This is a genomic window from Sanguibacteroides justesenii, from assembly GCF_003204205.1.
Classification (GTDB): domain Bacteria; phylum Bacteroidota; class Bacteroidia; order Bacteroidales; family Marinifilaceae; genus Gabonibacter; species Gabonibacter massiliensis.
The window spans coordinates 354,031-376,906 of record NZ_QJPL01000002.1; the positions used below are offsets into that span (position 1 = coordinate 354,031).

At 43.7% G+C, this 22,876-nt stretch carries 17 protein-coding genes and 2 riboswitches; of the genes, 3 read left to right on the forward strand and 14 right to left on the reverse strand.

From position 1 onward, the window contains the following. Window positions 1-6: 6 nt before the first annotated feature. The 3 genes from DMB45_RS04475 to DMB45_RS04485 all read left to right on the forward strand — a co-directional run bounded on the left by DMB45_RS04475 (window position 7) and on the right by DMB45_RS04485 (window position 3,086). Window positions 7-375, forward strand: coding sequence for a DMT family protein (locus DMB45_RS04475; RefSeq protein WP_041503351.1), 369 nt, complete (start codon window positions 7-9; stop codon window positions 373-375). A gap of 199 nt (window positions 376-574) precedes the next feature. Next, window positions 575-2,389: a TrkH family potassium uptake protein gene (locus tag DMB45_RS04480; RefSeq protein ID WP_041505207.1), complete on the forward strand. Its 1,815-nt coding sequence runs from the start codon at window positions 575-577 to the stop codon at window positions 2,387-2,389. Window positions 2,390-2,417: 28 nt separating this feature from the next. After that, window positions 2,418-3,086 (forward strand): potassium channel family protein, encoded by a 669-nt coding sequence (locus DMB45_RS04485; protein WP_041503353.1) that lies wholly within the window; start codon window positions 2,418-2,420, stop codon window positions 3,084-3,086. Here the strand turns inward: DMB45_RS04485 and DMB45_RS04490 are convergent. The 14 genes from DMB45_RS04490 to DMB45_RS04555 form a co-directional block, all read right to left on the reverse strand. Next, window positions 3,066-3,701 (reverse strand): anaerobic ribonucleoside-triphosphate reductase activating protein, encoded by a 636-nt coding sequence (locus DMB45_RS04490; protein ID WP_041503354.1) that lies wholly within the window; start codon window positions 3,699-3,701, stop codon window positions 3,066-3,068. The two genes, DMB45_RS04485 and DMB45_RS04490, sit on opposite strands and share 21 nt — an antisense overlap. Then, window positions 3,683-5,830: a ribonucleoside triphosphate reductase gene (locus DMB45_RS04495; RefSeq protein WP_110688490.1), complete on the reverse strand. Its 2,148-nt coding sequence runs from the start codon at window positions 5,828-5,830 to the stop codon at window positions 3,683-3,685. The genes DMB45_RS04490 and DMB45_RS04495 overlap by 19 nt, the downstream gene beginning before the upstream one ends. 102 nt (window positions 5,831-5,932) lie before the next feature. Continuing rightward, window positions 5,933-6,113, reverse strand: a riboswitch (cobalamin riboswitch). Window positions 6,114-6,270: 157 nt separating this feature from the next. Continuing rightward, on the reverse strand, window positions 6,271-7,176 hold the full coding sequence (locus DMB45_RS04500; protein WP_041505206.1) for a cation diffusion facilitator family transporter: 906 nt from the start codon (window positions 7,174-7,176) through the stop codon (window positions 6,271-6,273). 10 nt (window positions 7,177-7,186) lie between these two features. Continuing rightward, window positions 7,187-7,990, reverse strand: a complete 804-nt coding sequence (zupT, locus tag DMB45_RS04505) for a zinc transporter ZupT (protein ID WP_059027020.1) — start codon at window positions 7,988-7,990, stop codon at window positions 7,187-7,189. Window positions 7,991-8,176: 186 nt separating this feature from the next. Continuing rightward, window positions 8,177-9,199: an ABC transporter ATP-binding protein gene (locus DMB45_RS04510; protein ID WP_110688491.1), complete on the reverse strand. Its 1,023-nt coding sequence runs from the start codon at window positions 9,197-9,199 to the stop codon at window positions 8,177-8,179. A 1-nt stretch (window position 9,200) separates the two neighbouring features. Continuing rightward, on the reverse strand, window positions 9,201-10,247 hold the full coding sequence (locus DMB45_RS04515; protein WP_394341851.1) for an iron chelate uptake ABC transporter family permease subunit: 1,047 nt from the start codon (window positions 10,245-10,247) through the stop codon (window positions 9,201-9,203). Beyond that, window positions 10,244-11,365, reverse strand: coding sequence for an ABC transporter substrate-binding protein (locus tag DMB45_RS04520; RefSeq protein ID WP_041505320.1), 1,122 nt, complete (start codon window positions 11,363-11,365; stop codon window positions 10,244-10,246). Before DMB45_RS04520 ends, DMB45_RS04515 begins: the two co-directional genes overlap by 4 nt. Window positions 11,366-11,429: 64 nt before the next feature. After that, a complete protein-coding gene (locus DMB45_RS04525) occupies window positions 11,430-13,355 on the reverse strand; it encodes a hypothetical protein (RefSeq protein ID WP_041505205.1) in 1,926 nt (641 codons plus the stop codon). Window positions 13,356-13,369: 14 nt separating this feature from the next. Continuing rightward, on the reverse strand, window positions 13,370-15,451 hold the full coding sequence (locus DMB45_RS04530) for a hypothetical protein (RefSeq protein ID WP_146216417.1): 2,082 nt from the start codon (window positions 15,449-15,451) through the stop codon (window positions 13,370-13,372). 8 nt (window positions 15,452-15,459) lie between these two features. Further along, entirely contained in the window at window positions 15,460-17,142 is a 1,683-nt protein-coding gene (locus tag DMB45_RS04535) for a PKD-like domain-containing protein (RefSeq protein WP_041505203.1), read from the reverse strand. 13 nt (window positions 17,143-17,155) lie between these two features. Beyond that, window positions 17,156-18,325 carry a YncE family protein gene (locus DMB45_RS04540; RefSeq protein ID WP_041505202.1) on the reverse strand — a complete coding sequence of 390 codons (1,170 nt, stop codon included), beginning with the start codon at window positions 18,323-18,325 and terminating at the stop codon, window positions 17,156-17,158. Between the two features lie 28 nt (window positions 18,326-18,353). Further along, complete coding sequence (locus DMB45_RS04545; RefSeq protein WP_394341853.1) at window positions 18,354-20,318, reverse strand: TonB-dependent receptor; 1,965 nt, start codon at window positions 20,316-20,318, stop codon at window positions 18,354-18,356. 178 nt (window positions 20,319-20,496) lie between these two features. Beyond that, window positions 20,497-20,699, reverse strand: a riboswitch (cobalamin riboswitch). Window positions 20,700-20,903: 204 nt separating this feature from the next. After that, a complete protein-coding gene (locus DMB45_RS04550; protein ID WP_041505200.1) occupies window positions 20,904-21,497 on the reverse strand; it encodes a MarC family protein in 594 nt (197 codons plus the stop codon). A 98-nt stretch (window positions 21,498-21,595) separates the two neighbouring features. Beyond that, window positions 21,596-22,789, reverse strand: coding sequence for a phosphoglycerate kinase (locus tag DMB45_RS04555; RefSeq protein WP_041505199.1), 1,194 nt, complete (start codon window positions 22,787-22,789; stop codon window positions 21,596-21,598). Window positions 22,790-22,876: the final 87 nt, after the last annotated feature.

Genomic DNA, 22,876 nt, shown 5'->3' on the forward strand with positions numbered 1-22,876 from the left:
AAGAAAATGAAAGGGGTTTATACGATCGGATTACTTTTGGTGTCTAATATGTTTATGACTTTTGCCTGGTACGGACACTTGAAATTGCAAGAGACAAAAATAATTAGTCATTGGCCGCTTATCGGCGTAATCCTCTTTTCATGGGCGATTGCTTTTTTCGAGTATTGTGCTCAGGTTCCAGCCAACCGGATCGGTTTTGAAGGGAATGGCGGTCCTTTTTCGTTGATGCAGTTAAAGGTTATTCAAGAGGTAATCACATTGGCGATATTTATCCTTTTTTCTATGCTATTCTTCAAAGGTGTTACCTTTCAATGGAATCATTTGGCGGCCTGTATCTGTCTCGTTTTGGCCGTCTATTTCGTGTTTATGAAATAAATCACGGTATACGGGAAGGGTCTAAGGGGCCGGGCGCCGTTCTATCTATCGGGTTTTCGGCCTTGCCTGTTCAAACATGAAAAACTACTTGGTCAAATCGAAACAAATGGTTACATTTGGAAGCAGGGATCGAATTTCGCAGAAAAGAATGAAACTAAAGAGATTTTAATAACGTTTATTCTTGCTGAAAATAGGAGTTATGTTTTCAACGGAAATACAATATCAATTTAGAAAATTTTACCGGATAACAAAAACGATTTTGGAGGGAGCGGGGCGTGTCGTGTTGTTTATGGCTTCATTTGTGGCTATCTTTTTAGTCGTTTATAAATTCGGTTTTAAGGGAGCTTCGGCGTATCAGGAGGAGATTTATAGCATGTATAAGGGGATAACCAATCTCTTTTTTATTTTTCTTACCATCCGGTTCCTCCTTAATTTTAAATTGTTGCGGGAAGAAAAAGGCTTCTGGTTAGAGGTCTTTTTTTTGATTGTTTTACTTGGTTTGATTATTGCCGAATACCGGTTTTCGATCCCTGAGGTGATAACGCGGAATCCGGTACTGTATCGGTTGAATCGAATCGTAACCTATACGGTCGTTTTGATTCTGAGCACGATCTATCTTTCAAAAGAGTTCTTTGTCGTGCTCAAAAGTAATGTCCGTCCCGAAATGATGTTCGTTATCAGTTTTCTGATGTTGATTTTGATCGGGACCTTCTTGTTGAAACTACCCACGGCTACTTACGAGAAAATCAGTTTTATCGATGCCCTTTTTACGGCGACAAGTGCGGTGTGCGTAACGGGATTGACGGTACTTGATACGGCAAAAGTTTTTACCCCGACAGGGGATGTGATCCTTTTATTGTTGATTCAGTTAGGCGGGATCGGGGTGATGACGTTTACCAGTTTCTTCGCCATGTCCTTTTTGGGGAAAACGACGTTCCGGGATCAGTTAGCTCTTAAAAACTTGTTGAACGAATCTTCCCTGAATAATATTTTCAGAACCTTGTTTTACACGGTAACGACAACCTTACTGATAGAGGCTGTCGGGGTGTATATAGTCTATCTGCAAATTCAGGATGTGGAAGGAATTCAGGATAAGTTTTTCTTTTCCCTTTTCCATGCCGTTTCGGCATTTTGTAACGCTGGTTTTTCTACTTTGCCCGGAAATTTGTATGATCCTTTGGTTCGAAATGTTTATGGATTACAAGTTTGGTTAGGTCTTCTGATCGTTTTCGGCGGCCTGGGATTTCCTATATTGTTTAATTACGGAAGTTATTTTAAATATAAGATACGGTGTTTTTTAGTGTATTTGTTTCATGGAAAACGAAAAGTTGAGTATAGGGCTCATATCGTGAGCACCACTACTCGGATCGTGTTGCCGACAACCTTGGTCTTATTGGTGTTGGGAATGGTGTTCTTTTTGTTTTTTGAAGATGGTAATACCCTGGAAGGTCTATCCTGGCAAGGAAAGTTGGCTACCTCGTTTATGGCTTCCGTGACGACTCGAACGGCAGGATTTAATAATGTGGATATGGCTGCGTTACATCAGGCTACGATTTTTCTATTTATCTTATTGATGTGGATCGGAGCCTCTCCGATGTCTACGGGCGGGGGAATAAAAACGACTACCTTCGTTATCGCTTTAAAGAATGTTATCGCTATTCTCCGGGGAGAAGATAGGGTGGAGATCGGTAAGAGACAATTAACCCGTTTAAATGTGAATCGGGCTCAGGCGATTATCTTTTTGTCTTTGGCGTGGACGGCTTTGGCCGTTATGCTGCTTTCGATACTGGAACCTCAGGGGAGGTTCGTTCAAATCGTATTTGAAGTTTTTTCTGCTTTGGGAACGGTAGGGCTTTCGTTGAATTTTACCCCGGCTATGAGTGATGCGGGAAAAATAATCATTAGTCTCACGATGTTCGTGGGGCGGGTAGGATTGATCACGTTGTTATCGGGTGTTGTCAAGCAGCGGCAGGAGAAGTTGTACAGGTATGCGGACGATACGGTGATATTATAAGTATGAATGAAGTTAATGTTTGAATGATATGAAGTGCATTGTTATCGGTTTAGGACATTTTGGACTGGCTTTGTCACAGCGTTTGACGGCTTTGGGACATGAGGTGATCGGAGTTGACAACGATTTGAATAAAATCAATCAGTACAAGGACAGCATTACGACGACCATTGCCTTGGACGTCCGGAGCGAACAGGCTTTGGGATCTCTACCTTTGAAAGATGTGGATATCGTGTTTGTGGTCATCGGTAAGGATTTCGGTACCTCTTTGTACGTACTTGCCCTGTTGAAACAATTTGCAGTCAAGCGTATCGTTGCCAGAGCCATGTCGGAGGTTCACAAAACGATTATGGAGACGATGGGTATTACGGAGATTATCAATCCGGAGTGGGAATATGCCGATTTTTTTGCCCTGAAGGTAGAGTTGGCAACGACCATCGATTCTTACGTGGTCGATACCGATCACGTGATTATCGAATGGGAAGTTCCTGCCGGATTCGTCGGTCGTAAATTAGGCGATGTGGATTTCGAGCGGGAGTTCGGTTTGAAATTGATAACCCTGAAACGTTTGCAGGAAAAAGAGGATAAGCCTACGGTTCTTCCCGAGCTGCCAAGTGATCTGATACTTGAAAGAAGAGATATTCTGGTGCTTTTTGGATTGCACAAGAACTTCCGGAAGTTAGGAATTCAATTGCAATAAGTAATTTTTTAAGATATCCCCATTCCGGAACTCCTGTAAAAGAAAAGGATCTTTTTCGAACTCCTTTTTTACATTTTCCAGTTCCTTTTCCGTTTGTAAACCCGGAATAACGGTTGTCCGAAAAAGATACTCTATACCTGAAGCCCGAATGATACGAATAGACTCTTTTATTTTGTCCAGCAATTCGGAACTTATATTGGGGCTTATTTTCCGGTAGGCAGTTAGGTTTAACGCGGATTTTATGTCCATGGCAATTGCGTCGATCCGTTTCCCGGCAATAAGTTCTCGGAGAAGGTCGGGATTGCTCCCGTTCGTGTCCAATTTTATGTCGAACCCTAACTTTTTTATTTTTTGGACAAAAAGAATAAGGTCAGGTTGAAGGGTTGGTTCGCCTCCGGAGATAACAACTCCGTCCAACCATTGTCGGCGTTTGGACAGAAACGAAAATAGTTCCGCTTCCGTCCATTTTTGATTATTCGTAAAAAGTTCCGGTAGGACAAGGGAGGGATTGTGACAATAACCGCACCGGAAATTGCATCCCTGGGTAAATATAACGGCGGTCACTCTCCCTTCCCAATCGATCAGGCTCTGTTTAATCAATCCTCCGATTCGCATATCGCAATTTCTTCCGTGATACTGTTGTCAAAATGTTTCCGGTCGTCAAACTCGGCCCGTTTTCCGTTGTTCCATTGACTCACTGGACGCATGTAGCCGACGATCCTGCTGTATACTTCCGACTTCGCTCCGCATTGGGGGCAGGTAAAATGTTCTCCGGCTATGTAACCGTGGGAGGGACATATGCTGAAGGAAGGCGAGAGCGTGATATAGGGTAACCGGAATGCGGAAGTTACTTTCCGTATCATGTTTTTAGCGGCTTGGGCGGAAGTCCGGTGTTCCCCGGTAAAAACGTGGAAGACGGTTCCTCCGGTATAAAGGGTTTGAAGCTGATCCTGTTGTTCGAGTGCTTCGTACAGGTCTTCCGTAAAATGTACCGGTAAATGGGTGGAATTCGTGTAATAAGGTTGTGCTCCTTTTTCGAATTCTTTCCGGTTGGCCACGATAATGTCCGGATATGCGGCCGTGTCCAGTAAAGCAAAACGATAGGAGGTACTTTCTGCCGGAGTGGCTTCCAAATTATAGATGTTGCCGGTCTCCTCCTGAAATTCGGTTAAAATGTCCCGCATGAAAAGCATTGTTTTTTGAGCGAATTCTATTCCGTCCGAATGGGTGATAGGTACTCCTAAGAAGTTGAGGCAGCATTCGTTCATTCCGTTTATCCCGATGGTAGAGAAATGGTTTTTCCAGAAACAGTCGTAACGTTCGTGTACGTGTCTGAGGTAGTATTTGGAGTAGGGATAAAGTCCTTTTTCGGTATAACGTTCAATGACTTTTCGTTTGATCTCCAGGCTATCTTTAGCGATTTCCATCAAATAACGTAGACGTTGATAAAAGTTTTCTTCCGATACGGATTCATAACCTAAACGGGGCAGATTGATAGTAACGACACCCACGGACCCGGTAAGCGGGTTGGCAGCAAACAGTCCTCCTCCCCGTTTCATCAATTCCCGTTTATCCAAGCGTAAACGGCAGCACATGCTGCGGACATCGTCCGGTTTCATATCGGAATTCACGAAATTGGAAAAATAGGGAATCCCGTATTTGGCCGTCATCTCCCATATCCCTTCGTATTCGGGATTGTTCCAATCAAAATCCGGAGTGATATTGTAGGTCGGGATAGGGAAGGAGAAGAGACTGCCGGAAGCATCACCTTCGTACATTACTTCGGCAAATGCTTTATTCAGTAAAGTGACCTCCGCTTGGAAGTCGCCGTATACTTCTTCCTTGATTTCTCCGCCGTGAACAATCGGTTCGTTTTTTAAGAAATCCGGAACAGTTAGGTCCATGGTAATGTTGGTAAAAGGGGTTTGGAAGCCGACTCGTGTCGGTACGTTTAAGTTAAACAGAAACTCCTGTAAGCATTGTTTTATCTGTTTGTAATCCAATTGATCGTAGCGGATATAAGGGGCCAGGAAGGTATCGAAATTGGAGAAGGCCTGAGCCCCGGCGGCTTCTCCCTGCATGGTATAGAAAAAGTTGACAATTTGTCCTAAAGCTGTCCGGAAATGTTTGGCCGGTTTACTTTGGGCTTTTCCCTCAACTCCCCTGAAACCGACTGTTAGTAAGTCTTTCAGATCCCATCCGACACAATACACGCTTAAAAATCCGAGATCGTGAATATGAAGGGCCCCGCTTTTGTGAGCTTCGGATATTCTCTCCGGATAGAGATTGTTTAACCAGTAATTGGACGTGATCTGGGTGGAGATATGTTGGTTTAACCCTTGTAGAGAATAGGACGAATTGGCACTCTCTTTTACTTTCCAGTCGCTTAAAGTCAGGTAATCGTCCATCACTTCGATATTGGTAAGCAATACCTTGGAATTCCGGATCTGTTCATGTTGTTTCCGGTAAAGCAGATAAATTTTCAATAAATTGAAATCTCCGTGTTGCAAGAGTACCTGTTCAACCGTGTCCTGTACGATCTCCACGTGGGGAATGACTCCTTCCGGGGTGTCGGTTTTTAGAATTTCAATCACCTTGTTGCAGAGTTCGCGTGCTGTTTTACGATGAGGGTTTCCCGTTGCTCGCGTAGCTTTAAAAATCGCTTGTTCGATTTTTTCCGCTTTAAAATCGCAAATCTCCCCGTTGCGTTTTACAATTTTTGAAAAAGAGCTGTTTTCGTTCATTCTTAAAGGTTTTAGTAATGAATAAATAAATTTACTATAACCTTGGGTAAAATGAGAATAGTCCGATAGGCAAGCCTTCTCCTCGCTTTTCACCCGAAAGTTACGGATATATCGCAATCGGCAGGTCTTCTGACTCGCTATTTTCGACCTCCTTCCCATCGGTTACCCGACAGTGGATCTTTTGATCGAAAAACAAAAAAAGCTTACAGCTACGGGTATAGTCCCGGATTTTCACCGGATTCCCTATTAATCACAAACGTGAACCGAATGCATGACGAAAGTAAATAAAAATAAGATAGGATATATCGTAATTTTTGTTTTTAACAATAATTCTAAGTGAGATATATTGTTAATAAACTTATATTAAGTTGTTTGTGTGTATGAATAGGAAAATTTTGTATGATATTTATTTAATAAAGTTTTCATTTTTGGGAAACATTTTAGTCTGAATATTCTTTTTGGCAATCCTTGCAATGAGATCCCGGTGCTTCAAATTCCAACGTGGCATGAATAATGCCGATATGCTCCAATTCATGTTTCAAATCGCATTTTACGGTTTCCATTTGGGACATGTCATCGATGACGACGTGTACGGTAAGAGCGGTTTCGGTCGTGCTTAAAGCCCAGATATGCAAATGATGAAATCCTTTTACCCCGCGGGCAGAGGCAATGGTTTTTTCGACCTGTCTGTAATCGGTTCCGGCGGGAACCCCGTCTAAGGACAAGCGAATACTGTCTCGCAGCAATCCCCAAGTGGAATAAACGATGATGACGGCAATTCCGATCCCGATAAGCGGATCGATGATATTCCATCCCGTGTTGGCGATAATCAATCCGGAGACCAAAACACCGATGGAGACCAAGGCATCTGCTGCCATATGTAGATAAGCTCCTTTTACGTTCAGGTCCTTTTCTTTATCTTTCATAAACAGCCAGGCCGTGATCCCGTTGATGACTACTCCGACTCCGGCAACCCAGGCGACGGCGTCTCCGTCGACCGGCTGAGGATGGAATAGTTTGTTGATGCTTTCTCCCAAGATGAAGCCTACGGCAATCAACAGGATGACGGCATTTAAAAGGGAGGCTAAGACCGTGCTTTTTTTGTAGCCGTACGTGTATTTGGTATTGGCTTGTACGCGGGAAAGCCGGAAAGCCAGCATGGCCAATACAAGACTGAAGACATCGCTTAAGTTGTGTCCCGCATCCGAGAGTAATCCCAAAGAATTAAACCAGAATCCCGCAACGAATTCAACGACCACGAAAGCCGTGTTTAACGTGATCCCTATGATAAAAGCTTTATTTAGACTGGTGATTCTATGGTGGTGATGTTCGTGCGTATGTTCCATATCTTTTTGGTTATGCCAATAAAATTAAACTTAAAGCCATGATTCCCATTCCGGAGATAAGTCCGTAGATGGAGATGTGGTGTTCTCCGTATTCCCGGGCGGCAGGAAGTAATTCATCTATGGAAATAAAGACCATGATACCTGCGACGGCTGCGAAGATACATCCCATCAGGACGGGCGACATAAAGGGCATGAGTACTAAATAAGCCAGAAGAGCACCGGTCGGTTCCGCCAGGCCGGACAGAAGGGAATAACGAAATGCCTTTTTACGATCTCCGGTTGCATGGTAAATAGGAACAGAAACGGCAATACCTTCCGGGATATTGTGGATGGCGATAGCGACGGCTATTGCAATTCCTAAAGTCGGGCTTTCCACTGCAGCCGTGAAAGTAGCGATACCTTCCGGGAAGTTATGGATGCCGATGGCCAGGGCCGTCATCAGTCCCATGCGCATCAATTTTGTATCCTTGGGGGGAGGGGTATCCATACTTTCTACGGAACGAACTTCGTGAGGATTTTCAAAGGAAGGTACCAGACGATCGATGATACCGATCAATGACATTCCCGCGAAGAAGCAGAGGACCGTCATGGTCATACCGTATTTTGAACCTAACTCGGCCGTAAGGGAAGTTTCCGCCTGTTGGAAGATTTCCACGAAAGAGACGTATATCATTACTCCCGCGGAGAGTCCCAGCGAAAAGGAGAGAAAACGTTTGTTCGTGTGATGGGTGAAAAAAGCGATCAGGCTACCGATACCGGTTGCCAATCCTGCAAGTAAAGTCAATAATAACGGAATAAATAAACTTTCTTTCATGAATTCGATATTATCCGGGTTATACCCGATGTTTTCCGGAGATTTCGTTTGGTTTATTTTACAAAGATAGATTTTTTACGGGTATGAAAAAGCCTCGGTAAAGAAAATGAAAATTCATTTTTTGGGACATGGGATGGACGTTTTCGGAGTGCTGCAGAGGACCATCGTTTCTCGGGAAGGTTTAAGTTAGGGTAGGGATTTTAAAAGATCGGTCAATTCTTCGAACGAGTGTACGGGGATTTTTTCTCCCCCGGAGGGAAGAAAACTCATCTCCCGGGCCGTTTTTAGTTTTAATATCGGGTAAAGAGTGGAAGGGTAGGGATAGAAAAGGCATATGTAATGGTTTCTGTTTAAAACGTTGATCGCCCAATGTTTTAAGGTTTCGTCTTCCGCCTCGACGATGATATGGCGATCTCCCCGTATGGGCGGATAATAGTTTCCCTGGGTAAGGTCGAATTTTATTTTTTCCCGGTCGAATAGCGTATCCATGCTGTTATCGAAAATCAGGTCTTCCGTTACCCCGCAACGTAATCCTTCCGTTTTCGATAGCAACCATAGCCGATCCGCCAGAATAAGGGCTTGTTCTATATCATGGGTGGATAACAGAATCGTTTTTTGTTGTCGGTAAGCAAGGGTATGCAGGAGTTGCATGATCTCTATTCGGCTCGTTACGTCTAAAAAAGCGGTGGGTTCATCTAAAAGAATTACCGGACATTCCTGGACCAATGCTTTGGCTATCATCGTTTTTTGTCGTTCTCCGTCGGATAGTTCGGCAACGTAATTATTGAATTTGTTTTCTATCCCCACGGAACTCATAGCCTCTTCGATGATTTTGTGGTCACGTGCATGGAGTCGTCCGAAAAATCCGGTATGCGGTTGACGTCCTAAAGAGATTAATTCATAGACGGTCAATCCTCCGGCCTGTGTCCGGTCCGTGAGTACTACCCCTATTTTTCGGGAACGCTCTTTTTCCGAATAGTCGGATAAAGGTTTCCCTTCGAGTTGCACTTCTCCCGTTAATGGGGGTTGGAATGATGCGAGTGTACGTAAAAGCGTGGATTTACCGGCCCCGTTGGGTCCCAACAGACAAACTAATTCTCCTCTATGGAGTTCGAAAGAGAGGTGTTGCTGGATTGGATTCGTCTCTTTCCGGCCTTTCCTGTATCCGATGGTCAGGTCCCGCGACCGTACGATGGGATTATTTTGCATATTAGTTGAAGTATTGGATCTTGCGTTGTTTAATGATGACGTAAATGATCACGGGGGCTCCCAATACCGGCGTTACGGCATTTAACGGGATGATGCCCGATTCCCCCGGTAATACGCATATCAGATTACATAATAGGGCAATGGCCCCTCCCAGCAGCATGGTGTTCGGAAGGAGAGAATTATGGTTCGAGGTGCCCAACAGGAGTCGTGCGACATGAGGAACAGCTAAGCCGATAAAAGCGATAGGACCGCAAAAGGCCGTTGTGACTGCTGTTAATAGCCCGGTAGCGATCAGTAGCATATGACGGATACGGCGGATGTTTATACCTAAGTTCTCGGCATATCGAGTGCCTAACAGAAGGGCATTCAGGGGTTTTGTCAATGATAAGGAGAGGAGCAATCCGATGAGACAGGTAGCGGAGAAAAAGGGCAATTGTTCCATAGATACTCCGCCGAAATTTCCCATCCCCCATATAATATAAGAGTGTACCCCTTCCGCCGTGGCAAAAAAGTTCAACAGAGCAATGACGGAAGAAGCTATATAGCCGATCATAATACCGATAATTAACAACATGATATTGCTTTTCGTCAGTGTAGAGAAAAACAGAATCATTCCCATAACTACCATGGAACCGATAAAAGCTCCCAGAATGACGGAAAAAAAACCGGATAAGTTGAATGCGCCCGCTGAAATAATGCCTCCTCCCAATAACATGACAAGGGCGACTCCCAAGCTGGATCCGGTCGTAATTCCTAAGATGGAAGGGCCGGCTAAAGGATTGTTGAAGGCTGTTTGTAACATCAAACCGGAAGCCGCTAATGCCGCTCCGCATAATAGGGCCGTAATACATTGGGGAACGCGTGATTCCCAAATAATAAATCTCCAACTCGCTTTTTCGACTTCCTGTCCGCACAAGATGTCCCAAACGGCATCAACGGGTATATGGACGGAACCTATGATCAAATTACCATACAACAACACCAGGATGGTGCCTGTTAGTAATATTCCGAATTTTCGGCCGGGAGATGTCATGTGTGAGGTATTCATTCCGTCAGTTTTTGGAAATAATATGCTTGATAATCTTTCACTAATTCAGGATGAAAAATACTTATCAGGTCTTTTAATAATAATTCGGGGTGGAAGGGGGACTCCTCGTAAAAAGCGACCTTACCCGTGTTGCATCCGTACACGTTCTTCTCTTTGAAGGCTTTGAATTTGGCGTAGGGAGCGTAGTCCGATTTTAATTCGCGAAGAGTCTTGTCTGTTTGCTGATTGTATTTTATCAGCCAAAAATCGGCCTCGTGTCCCTGGTCGAAAACAACTTCGAAGGCCAGGGGAACAGATCCGCTCCGGGGGTCGTCGCTCCATAGATAGCGGGCGCCGGCATCCGAATACAGTTGTCCCATCGTGCTTTTTCCACCCGGCACGTACCAGGCCGATCCGCTTCTTAGTTCGCTGATAACGGAGGGTTTTGACGGTGCCGTCAAGGCCAATTGACATAATCGCTTATACTCTTTTGTTACCGCTGAAAAGAGAGAGTCTGCTGTTGCTGCCTGTCCGAATAGTAATCCGTAAAAGCGCATCCATTCCGCCCGTCCCAAGGGAGAGGTTTCCATGTAATCGGCACATTCGATGACCGGTACGTCCAATTTTTCAATTCGTCCGTAGCCGCCGCTATTTTCGAAAGGAGAGAGTAAAATGGCATCCGGGTGAATATCGATGATTTTTTCGATATCGGGATTCATGCTGCTTCCCAAATCGGCGATTTTCCCTGAGGAACATCCTTCTTGTATTTCCGGTATTTTGATATACTGGAGATCGCAAACGCCGACGATACTTGTTATTGAACCCAATTGCCGAAGCAGGCTGCAATGGACGGAAGAGTAGACGATCGCCTTAGACAACGGGATTTTCACTACGGTTCCTTCCGGGAGATGAGTCGGAACTTTTTTCTCTTTCGGAACCAAAATGTAAGTATGTAATATTTTAGTAGTATCCCAGGGATTACGCAGTTGGGCTATCGTGTAGTCTTCAATCGGGAACAGCACGAGATTCTCGGCGTGTTTCAGGGGGATCGGAGCCCCGGCTGCGTTTGAACCGGATGGTTGGTTTTTGCAGGAAAAACAAAGAAGAATAAGACCGACGAATAGGGTATGAATTTTCATAGATATAAAAATAGATAAATATAATGTGATTGTCCTGCCCGTTTTTTCAGGCAGGACTTTTCTATCAGGGTTTATCCCATAAGCCATTTTCCATATCTTGGTAAGTCGGATCGTATCCGTTGCCGGAAACCTTCCATTGGGCTGCTTCCAAAGAGGAGATGACGCCTTCTATTCCTTTAAATGAGGTCAACATCATGTTGTGTTGAATTTTAATACTGCCTACACTCTTCAAGGAACTGAAACCGTTTAGGTCGGTTATGTATTTGTTGCTGTAATAAGAGCTGAAACCGCATAAGGCAAACATGCCGCCCACGCTTTGCAGTTTGGGAGCCTGAACATCTGACATATTGCTTTGATAGTTTGCCGTGGTTATATTGAAATCACCTTTTACCGTTTCCAATACCGGGAGTGCTAAGATGTCGACGTTGACTCCTTCTGCTTTTAAACTTCCTAATTTTTTCAAAGCGGATAAATCGAGCGTGATCTTATTCTGAATTTGGATATCCAGCTTTCCGCCGATTTCCGTTAACCGGGGTAAATTAAAGCTTCCTGTAAGGCCGTAGACCAATAACGTGAAATCGCCGTTTACTTTTTCAATATCCAATGTCCTGTCCTGATCCGGTATATTGATGTAATACCTCAATCGGTCGACCTCTTTAATCCCTTTTATAAGGATATTGGATGTGGTGACATTGATATAGCCCGGGAAAATTTCTTTACCGGTTAAGGTCGCTTCATTTTTTATCCCTTCGAATTCCATTGAAGTAAGATTTTCCAAATTCGAAATATTTACATCTTTCAGGGCATCATTATTTTTGATAGCCAATCTGGGAACTCTTTTTAATGAGGAGAAATCGGAGAATGACTCAAAAGGCACGGAGTAAATAGTTAAGGTACCTCTTACCTCTTTAAGAGAGGAGAACCCGTTTAAGCGGGTAATCAACGGGAGTCTGTACATCCAAAAATCTCCTCCCACGTAAGAGAGCGCTTTCAATCCGTCTAAATTTTCCACTGCCGATAGGTTATCCAGAGTGAATTTTCCACCGATGAATTCCAGCGCTTTCAGTCCGTCCACGTTTGTGATCTTACTGATGTCGGAAAGATTCAACTCTCCGTCGACTCTTTTTAACGAGGATAGATCCAATTCGACCAAAGAACGATCGGAAGATAGATTCAATGCACCCCAAATCTTTTCCACCTTAGGTGCTGAAAGGGTTTCCAAGGTCGAGAGCGATCCCAAAGTAACACTTCCCCCAATATTGGTTAACTTGGGAAAGTTTATGGTTGCGATCTTACTCTGACTGCTTTCTACATATAACGTTTGGGCGATATCTTTTAATTGGGGGAGGTTTACCTCTTCCAGTCCGGTCCCTTTGTTGATGCGTATGGCCCCGACCGATTCTAAATTTTCCAATCCTTCTAAATTCGTCCCGCCGTATGTAGAGTTGATGATGAGGTCGTATTTTACTTTCCGAAGTTTGGCCAAGGGAGCCAGAGAGGTGACGGTTGCCTCGCCTTCTGCTTCTCCGATGGTCAGACTTCCGTTTACTTCATTTATGTCCTGTGCGGCGAAGGCTTCCAGGTCGGCTTGGGTTGCCAATACGACATTGCCTTCATGAGCGACGGATCTCTTCTCTACGACATAAGTATAGGTACGTTTACTCCCGTTATACGAAGTAACCGTAAACGTCTGTTTGATATTCCATGCCTGTACTTCCGAAAGGGACGGAGAGAGGGTAGCGTTTTCACTGGTCGTAATGGCGGCGGAAATGCCGTCGAAAGTAAAGTTTTCGGGAACGACCAGTTTGATGCTGTCCCCGTGAATTGTCGTGTGCAGTAAAGCTTCTCCTTGTTTCAGACGAAAGGAGGTTATATAGTTGTCTCCTCCCGTAAAATCACTTTCGTCGTCGCTACAACTCGTCACGAGAAGCGGGATAAACAAAAAGAAAAAAACTCTTTTTATAGATAACAGTTGCATATTCTTTTTCATTTACGAATTAAACTTCAATTTTGGTTGGGTTCTGTCCATTGGCCGTTTTGTAACATTTCGAGTGTCGGATTGTACTTGTTTTTCTCCGTTTTTAAACTGGAAATGCCCGGAATCGCCTGTTTTAAGCCTAAAAATGATACCAATGCTGCCTGACTGGTGATCTCGACCTCTTTTACGCTCGCAAGAGCAGAGAATCCGTCCAGATGGGTCAATGCCTTATTGGTATAATAACTGCTGCTCGTGTTCAGTGTCAGTTTATTACCAATGCTTATTAAAGCCGGCATTTCGATAGAGGCAAAAGAGTTGCTATAGTCGGCCGTTGAGATGGTCATGTCTCCGCCTACTGCTGTTAAGGCCGGTATTTTCAGGGCGAAGTTTTTGGAGAAATTGTTGATCTTCAAATTCGCTCCGACCTTTGTAAGCAAGGGTACTCCGAATTCGGTTAAGCTACTCAGGCTTGACTTTAAGGTAAAATTTCCGGATACCTCTGTCAGATGCGGGAATTTTAGTGTCTTAAGCGAACTTGTATTTGCAGTAAGATCCCCGTTGATTTTGGTTATGCCTTGGGCGTCGATGTTGTATAAGGCATATCCGTTTAAATCCAAGCCTCCGATCTCTTCTATACCTTCCAATAAGGGAAAGAGATTATCTGTTTGGGAGATAGAGGAGGTGCATTCCAGACGAAGGATACCGTTGAATACCTTGTCTCCGATTACTTTAGCGGTGGCTAATGTTTTGTTCAACAGGTTGAGCGTCGCGATGTCCAAGCCTTTGATATGGATCTCGGTTATATGATTCAGATTGGATAACTTTAGTTCGTTGATTTTCTTTAAAGTTGCCGGGGCTTCGAATTTTTCAAAATGGGTTATGGACTGAATCGTGAATATGCCTCCGATCGATGCCAGAGCCGGGAACCCGTCTAAATTTTCCAGGTGGGACAAGCTTTCGAGGGTTAGGTTACCGGTTATTTCGCGGAGGAGAGGAAATTTGCATGTAAGAATGGAGTTATTTCTTAATTTGATCTCTGCAACCTGTTCCAGTACGGGCATCTCCAGTTCGAGGATTTGACAATACCTGATATCCAGTGTCCCGGAAATCTCTTTTAAAGCGGGAGTGTTTAATATCTTAAGCATGGACTTGGAAGTATTGGCAAAAATAGACATTCCTCCGCACTTTTCTAAAGCGGGTAGATCGATCCGCTCCACCTTTTCCAGTTTTTCGATGGAGAAGTTGTCTCCGATTCGGACTAAATTAGGGAAATAGATAGTCGGAATCAAAGAGAGAGAACCTGAAGAGGTATAGGTCAGGCCTCCTTCTATTTCCTCCAACGCGGGGAACTCTGTTTGAGCTAAATTTCCTGAAACATTCAAATGACGTCCGATACGGTTTAACTTGGGACACACGATTTGTTCTACCTTCGCGTGATTTACCGTAAAGTCTTTTCCCACGGAAATCAGGTGCGGAAACTCTATCAGTTCGAGGTTCTTGCCTGCCTGGATCGAGACTCCTCCCACTTTCTCCAAATTCTCTAATCCTAACAGATCTTTTCCGGTATACCGGTCATTGACGATCAAATCGTATCGTATCTCCCGAAGGTTATGTAACGGAACTAAAGAGGTGATCGAGTCTTCGCCGGAAGTCGATGCAATGATCAGATTTCCGTTGATTGCCGTGATTCCGTTTGTTTCGAATGCATTTACCTCCTCTTGTGTCGTGAGTTGTATGCTTCCTTCCAGTACGGATTGTTCTTTTTTTACCAGATAGTAATAGACTCTTTGTTCTCCGTTCGAAGCATTGACTTTAAAAAGCATTTGTTCGTCCCATTTGTCGATCTCTTCCGGGGAGGGTGTAATACGTGCCCGTTCGCTCAAAGTCAGTTCTGCTTTGGCTCCTTCCAGTGAAAGAGCCGCGGGGGCTGTGATGATGATACTGTCGTTGATCAATTCTGCCTTTAAAGAGGTACTGCCCTGTGTCAAAATAAAAGAGGTGATGTAATTATCCATTCCGTTAAAGGGATCGTCCTTGTCGTTACATCCCGTGATTCCGAGTACGGCAAAGAGCATGAAAATCGACCCTGTTATATTCCATTTTTTCATATTCATGATCATTTATTCTTTAAGTGATAATCGTAGGCTGCACAACACTCGGTGGAAAGTTCTCCGATGTTTTCCGCTTTGGAACTTATTCCGGTTTGTACCATGACAAAATCGATGTATTTTAGTTTTATAGGGGTTCCGTCGCGTTGAACGGCATTACCGATGTCGAAACAATCCTTATTTGTTCCGTAGTTATCCACGTATCCCCATTCGTAATCCCGATTATACCAGATTCCTCCGACATTCTCGGTAAGGGGAGCCAGTTTGGTACCATATAGGGTATAGCTGTTCCCTTGGATAAACATCGGAAAATAATAGTCCTGGGAGTGGTAGCTATTGATATCCACACTTCCGGTTTTTCCCTCATTGTCGACCCAAATCACGTTGGTGCGAGTTTCCTTGGGCTTGTAGTAGGTAATGGCGTATTGACGGGTAGTCTGTTCCGGGATAGCACTTCCTTTCAATTCGTACCATGTATCGTTCGGCAATCCGTCTCCGTTTTCATCCTGCATGACCCATACGATAGCCGGTTCGGAATTACCGGAAAAAGCATTTCCATTAATTTCTAAATCATATTCGCCTTCTTTGTTCTCCACGCTATGGTCGAAGCCCATGACGATGTATCCCCCGTAAGCCCCGAGGAAGGTGTAACTCTCGTTGGTAAGTATGGAACGGGCATCGTTTAAAGCTTGGGTGAAAGTAGAACCGATCTGGTATGAATTGAATTGATTCGGTGCGGGGATATATTCGAAAATGTCGGTTATCTTTGCGGAACTTGAGGCGGTGATCGTCCGACGATGGGTCTCTTCCGGTTCCGTACAGGTAATATCGGCTTCTGCAAATACTGTTTTTCCCCCCTCTTTTACAGATACTTTAAGGCGATAGGTTTTCTGTTGCGTAGGTTCAAAAGTGAAAAATACCGATTTTTCGTTTTGTACGGTTCCGTCCACGCTCCATTCATAAACGGCGTTGGGGGAAATACCGAATGTGGTCGGAGATAAAACTAATTTTCTCCCTTGAGGAACTGTAAATTTGGGAATCCGGTTATCCGTGGGAATCCGGTAACGGCCGTCGCTAAAGATCAATTGTGCTTCTATGACGGATAAGACCATCACTTTATTGATGTAAACGGCCTCTCCGTCTTCATTTTTTACGGTCAAAGCCAATTGGTATTCTCCTGCTTCGGGTTGATTGAAGATGAGTACGCTGTCCGTACCGGATACTTTTCCGTCTACTCGCCAGAGATAACTGGCACCTTCACTGTTCTCTACCGCGGGAGCTATCGGATAATCGATCCCGGCAAACGGGGCAAGGGAACCGTTGATGGAGACCACGGGAAGGGCTTTCTCAACGACGGAGATTTTTACCTGTTTTTCTATACTTCCGTTATCCGCATCCAATCGAAAGTTAACAAAGCTCTCGCCGATTTGCTTGCCGAAGAACAGGAATGTCGTATCGGTGGAGACGATCTCACCGTTTATCTTCCAGGAATAGACAGGATTTACGGCATCTTTTATTTTTGCTTTTAACGTGATCTCTTTACCGATTTTGACTTTATATTCTCCACTTCCGTTATTGAAAGTCACGTCAGGAGAACCGATATGTACCTTATCGTCGTCGGAACAGGATTGAAGGGTTCCGAGGAAAAGGCCCCATAACAAGATGATAAGTAAGAATTTGTTTTTTTTCATAATGAGCGATTTTTTATTTTAAATCTTTCAATGGTTTTGTGGTAAAAACAAGGTGTGCCGGAATATCTCCTGTGGTCACTTCCCATTTTTTCTTTCCGTCCGGGGTGAAACAATAAAGAGTGCCCGGGGTGACATAGCCTTTGGCATCAGAAATGTATATCTCTCTGGTTCTCGGATCTACGGCCAAAGAGTAGGGGACCTCTATCGATAGTTCCGTTCCGTCCTTGATAAAGTTTCTGGTTACGATACGTTTTGTTTTGGTATTGTATATGGCGTAGGTGACCGTGTTCTTTTCGGTGATTTTGCTGTATTCCGTGCTGTAGGCGTAAAGCGAATCCCCGCAAAGGTATAGCTCGCTTGCCGGGAAATTCAGAACGTCGGTGACGATGTCTTTTCTCGGATCGATGACATAGGTGTTGGAGTGTATGTTTTTATAGTCTCCCCGGGAGGTAACATAGATATTGGCATTCCGGTCGATTTTCATCCGGTGGAGGTTGATGGCTACCGGAATTTTTTTAATCTCTTTAAAACTGTTCAGGTCGATGACCGATACCGTATTGTCGTAGTTGGGAACGCGATACCCTCCGGAGTTGGCTGCGTATAGTTTATTTCCGGCAATAACCATCTCTTCCGGTTGATACCCCACGGAACAGGAGTCGAGTATTTGCAGGGTAGCCGTATCCACTTTGGCTACATACCCTAACCGGGCGTTGGGATCTATTTCTATTTTTCCGGCATAAGAGCTGACATAAGCGTATCCTTTGTCGAATACGATGTATCGGCAATTCGGAATAGAAATTGTTCCGATATGCTTGGCCGTATTGACATCCATGACTTCCACCAGATTGGAGGCATTGATAACTGCGTATAATTTGTTTCCGTAAATTTGAATGTCGTTTCCTACGTCTCCGAGTTCTTTGACAACCGAAGGATTTCTTTCCGGAAAGATATTTTTATGGTATTTTCCGGTCGTGTAGTCGAAGTAGTCCAAAGTGGCTTTATTGCTGCCCATATTTCCTTCGTTCAACAGAAAGAATCCCTTAATGGGACCGGAGACCGAATCGCTCGGCGCTACTTGGGTGATAACCGAAGAGATGATCTCTTCATCATCGTTCCGGCAGGAAGAGAATATAAAGCTTCCTACCAGAAAGAGTATACCTACATGAATTTTTAGTTTGATCATACTTTAAAAGATTAAAGGTTTATTTGTATCAGATTTCTATATTGATCGTAAACTTTACGTTGGTACCCGGCATGGGATAACACTCCACGACCTCGTATTGTTGATTCAGCAGGTTATTGATTTCTGCCGTCAATCGGATTTTTGCCTTCTTCCACAGAAATGTCTTGGAAGCCGAAAGGTCGTTTGTATACCACTCTTTGGCTTTGTTTTCAGGAATATTGGCGCTCGATTCGTAACGTTTTCCGGTATAGATGAAGCTGTAGTTCAAATCCCAGCTTTTATAACTGCCGTTCAGGATTGCGGATCCGCCATGCCAGGGAATATAGGGGATCTGATCTCCGTAAAAAGGACTTCCCGGTTTACTGAAATCCTGAGCCTTCTGGTAGGTATAGTTTATTCGGGTATCGAGCAACCAATGACGTTTGAAATTCCAATGCGATTGTAAGGCAACATCCACTCCTCGAATTTCGACCTCTCCCAAATTGATCATTGTCCAGCGAAATTGGTTGGAGGTCGGAATGGCGATGATTTTATCGGTTACTTCGTTATAGTAGCCGTCGACTTGAATTTCTAAACTTTTTAGTGCCGAAGAGGTAAACTGGCGGGCATAGGTGATACCGAAATCGTATTGGATCGTGTATTCCGGAGCCAGATTTTTGTTCCCGATAAAGGTATAATACAGATCATTCAGGGTGGGCATCCTGAATATTCGTTTGTAAAATGCCCTGAAATTCAAATCTTTTTCCTCCCAGGGTTGCCAGGAAAGGACAATGGTGGGGGTATACTTTTGTTTACTGTCTGCAGCTGCATTTGTAACGCGAGTTTTATCATTGACGAAGGTACCCAGTAGACTTGCCTGTATGTTCAAACGCTGGAAATTAATAGCCGTAGCCAGTGCGATTAAGCCCGTGTAACGGGTAGGATAGACAAAATCGACGAGGTCTGCATTCAATTTATTCCATTGGAAATCGGCAGATAAATTTAGATTCCATCCGGGAAGAACGTTGAACAGGTTGGCGGAAGAAAGATATACCTCTTGTTGGCGATAGTGGTTGTTTACATACATCGTAGAAGCGTCCAAGCGGGGATCGGAAAGATAATGCAGGTAATCGTAAGCGTATTTGCCGTTGATAAGCATGCTGTAACGGTTGAAGTACTTTTTAAAGGAGCCTTGTAGAAAAAAATTGGAATCCCATTGTCGATCCTGATTTTTAAATTTCCCGGGCTCTTCACGTACCGAGGCTCCGGGATATCCTCTTTCCGAATGATAGAAATAAGTTTTTGCTTTCCATTCTCCCTCTTTGAGCTTGCCGAAAAGACCGTATTCTGCTCGAATGGCGTATACATCCCCGTTCTTACGTATTTCAGTGGTATCGTAACCGTTTTTCTTCCGGTAACTGAATTTGTATTTTCCGTTGGTATACATGTATTCTGCGCTTAATGAACCGTCGATATTTTTACCGAGTCGGTTTTCCAGCAGAAAGGAGGGATTGGCCAACCCGAAGGAACCGGTCTTAAAGGTAAATTTGGCATTGTATTTTTTCTCCGGATTGAATCGGGGGATCCTGGAGACCATATAAATGGATCCGGCTGAACCGAAGTCTTTGGCCGATTGGAAAATGGCGCTTCGTTGTCCGTTGTATAATGAAATGGACTCCATATTGTCCAACGAAAAACGTCCTAAATCGATAATTCCGTTTTGGGCATTTCCCAACTCGATCCCGTCATAGAAAACTCCGACGTGTTGAGTACCCATACTCCGGATATTAACGGTTTTCAACCCTCCGATTCCCCCGTAATCTTTAATTTGTACTCCGGAAAAATAGCGTAAAGCATCAGCGACAGAGTGGACGCTTAATTTTTGTAAAGTAGCTCCGGATAAAATTTGGACGGGAATGATCTCTTTTTGTATCTGCTTGGCGGAAACAACGGCTTCCTTTATATGATACATTTTAGTTGTGTCCTGCTGTTGGGCATAAATTCCCGGTGTCATCAACAACCATAAATTCAGAGCTATAAGATGCGAATAATTCATTTTTAGCTGTCATTAAAGTAATAAACAGCCTTCTGGAGAATATCCTGCGGTACAAATAACGAAGTTACTCTTTTGTCGTAAAGAATAAATCGGATAATGTTCACGTTTATATCCAAGCTCTACTCCCAGAAAGCTTCAGATTATAACGATATTGGCAGGTCTTCTGACTTACTCCGTTTTCAAACGCCCTTCCCATTTCGTGTCGAAACAGTGGATGTGAGTATTGTTCGAAAATTTCGGTGGAGCTTACAGCAGCGGGTCTGTTCAGGATTCTCACCTGATTCCCTTTTCACCACCTTCCGTAAAACGAAAGGTGACACCAAAATCGATTGTTTAATCGGGTGCAAAATTAGATAGTATTTAGTAATAAACAAATAAAATGTGCAATTAAAAATTCGATTTCGAAAATACAGGAATATTGCCTGTCTGAATAAAGGCTGTTACAATGATGGATAGGTATGGTAGAATAATGTACTTACAGTCGATTCACTGAAAGATGGGAGCATTATCGGACAATCGTCCGGGGAAGATAACAATGGTTAATCAGGAAAAGGAGTTAAGTAGGCTTGTCAAGTTGGTCGTGAATAATTTGACGGCCATAGCCAATAATATGATACCGAAAAATTTACGTAATACGTACACTCCTCCTTTTCCGATCAAACGTTCCACCAAAGAGACGTTTTTTAATACGATATAAACTACTGCCATGTTTAAAATAATGGCTATGATGATGTTAACGACATGACATTCCGCACGGAGAGATAAGGTCGTCGTGAGAGCTCCAGCTCCCGCAACCAAAGGAAAGACCACGGGAACGATGGTTGCGGAACCTCCCGGACCATTATTGCGGAAAACCTCGATATTAAAAGTCATTTCGATCGCTAATACAAAAAGTACCAAAGCTCCGGCTATGGCGAAGGAAGAGATATCGATATTGAATAGTTTTAATAGGGCGTCGCCGGCAAAGAGAAACGTGATAAAAATAGCTAAAGAAATTCCGGTTGCTTTTTCCGCATTGACCTTATTCCCGCTACTATTTAGATTCATGATTATAGGAGCGGAACCGGTGATATCGATCACGGCAAACAATACCATAAAGGCCGTAAAAATCTCTTTAATACTAAAATTTAATTCCATGTCGCAAAAATATAAAAAAGCAACATATTAAAAAAGAACAAAAGGTATTGTCTGTAGAATAAATAAGACAATACCTTTTTGTATATGTGCTTCCTGTATTATTCTTCCCGGATAGCCGTGATTCCGGGGAGCTTTTTGCCCTCGATATATTCGAGCAATGCACCACCTCCCGTAGAGACGTAGCTGACTTTGTCGGCTAAACCGAATTGGTTGATGGCTGCGACCGAGTCTCCTCCGCCGATAAGCGAGAAGGCCCCTTTTTCGGTTGCTTTCACGATGGCTTCGGCGATGGCTTTTGTTCCTTCGGCAAATTTGGGGATCTCAAACACGCCTACGGGACCGTTCCAAAGAATGGTTTTTGAATTTTCGATGATTTTTGCAAATTCCTTTCGGGTTTCCGGGCCGATGTCCAAACCTTCCCAGCCGTCCGGGATATTCATGGGGTCTACAATTTGAGTGTGGGCGTCCTGACTGAAAGCGTCGGCGGCTAATGTTTGGTTGGAAAGCACTAAATTAACCCCCTTTTCTTTGGCGATTTTTAGGATATCGAGGGCTAAATCCAGTTTATCTTCTTCGCAAATCGAATTTCCGATATGACCACCCAATGCTTTTTTAAAAGTATAAGTCATACCACCGCCCAAAATCAGGTTATCCACCTTGTCCATCAGATTCATGATGATATCGATTTTAGAGGATACTTTCGAACCTCCCATGATGGCTGTAAAAGGACGGGTCGGATTGTGCATTACTTTATCCACGCTTTCTAATTCTCCTTTCATGACATAACCGAAAAGTTTGTCGTTCGGGAAAAATTCGGCGATCACGGCAGTAGAGGCATGGGCCCGGTGGGCGGTTCCGAAGGCGTCGTTGATCCATACGTCTCCTAAAGAGGCCAGTTCTTTGGCAAATTGTTTGTCCCCTTTTTCTTCCTCTTTGTGGAAACGAAGGTTTTCCAATAGAAGTACTTCTCCCGGTTTTAAATCGGCTGCCATCTTTTGGGCTTGTTCTCCGACACAATCTTCCGCGAATTTAACAGGGGTATGCAATAACTCCTCTAAGTGCTTTTGAATGTGTTTCAAAGAAAACTTATCCTCCGGTCCGTTTTTCGGACGTCCCAAATGAGACATGAGAATAACAGAACCTCCTTTTTCCAATACTTTTTTTATCGTTGGAATGGCAGCCCGCATGCGGGTATCATCTGTAATTTCGAATTTGTCATTCATAGGTACGTTAAAGTCGACTCGAATTAACGCCCTTTTGTTTTTAAAATTGTAATTGTCAATCGTCTGCATATTATTTATGTTTAGATATATTCTTACGTAATTGTCATGATAAAGGTATGTATAAAATGAATTTAAACAAAGAAAAAAAGTGAAAAG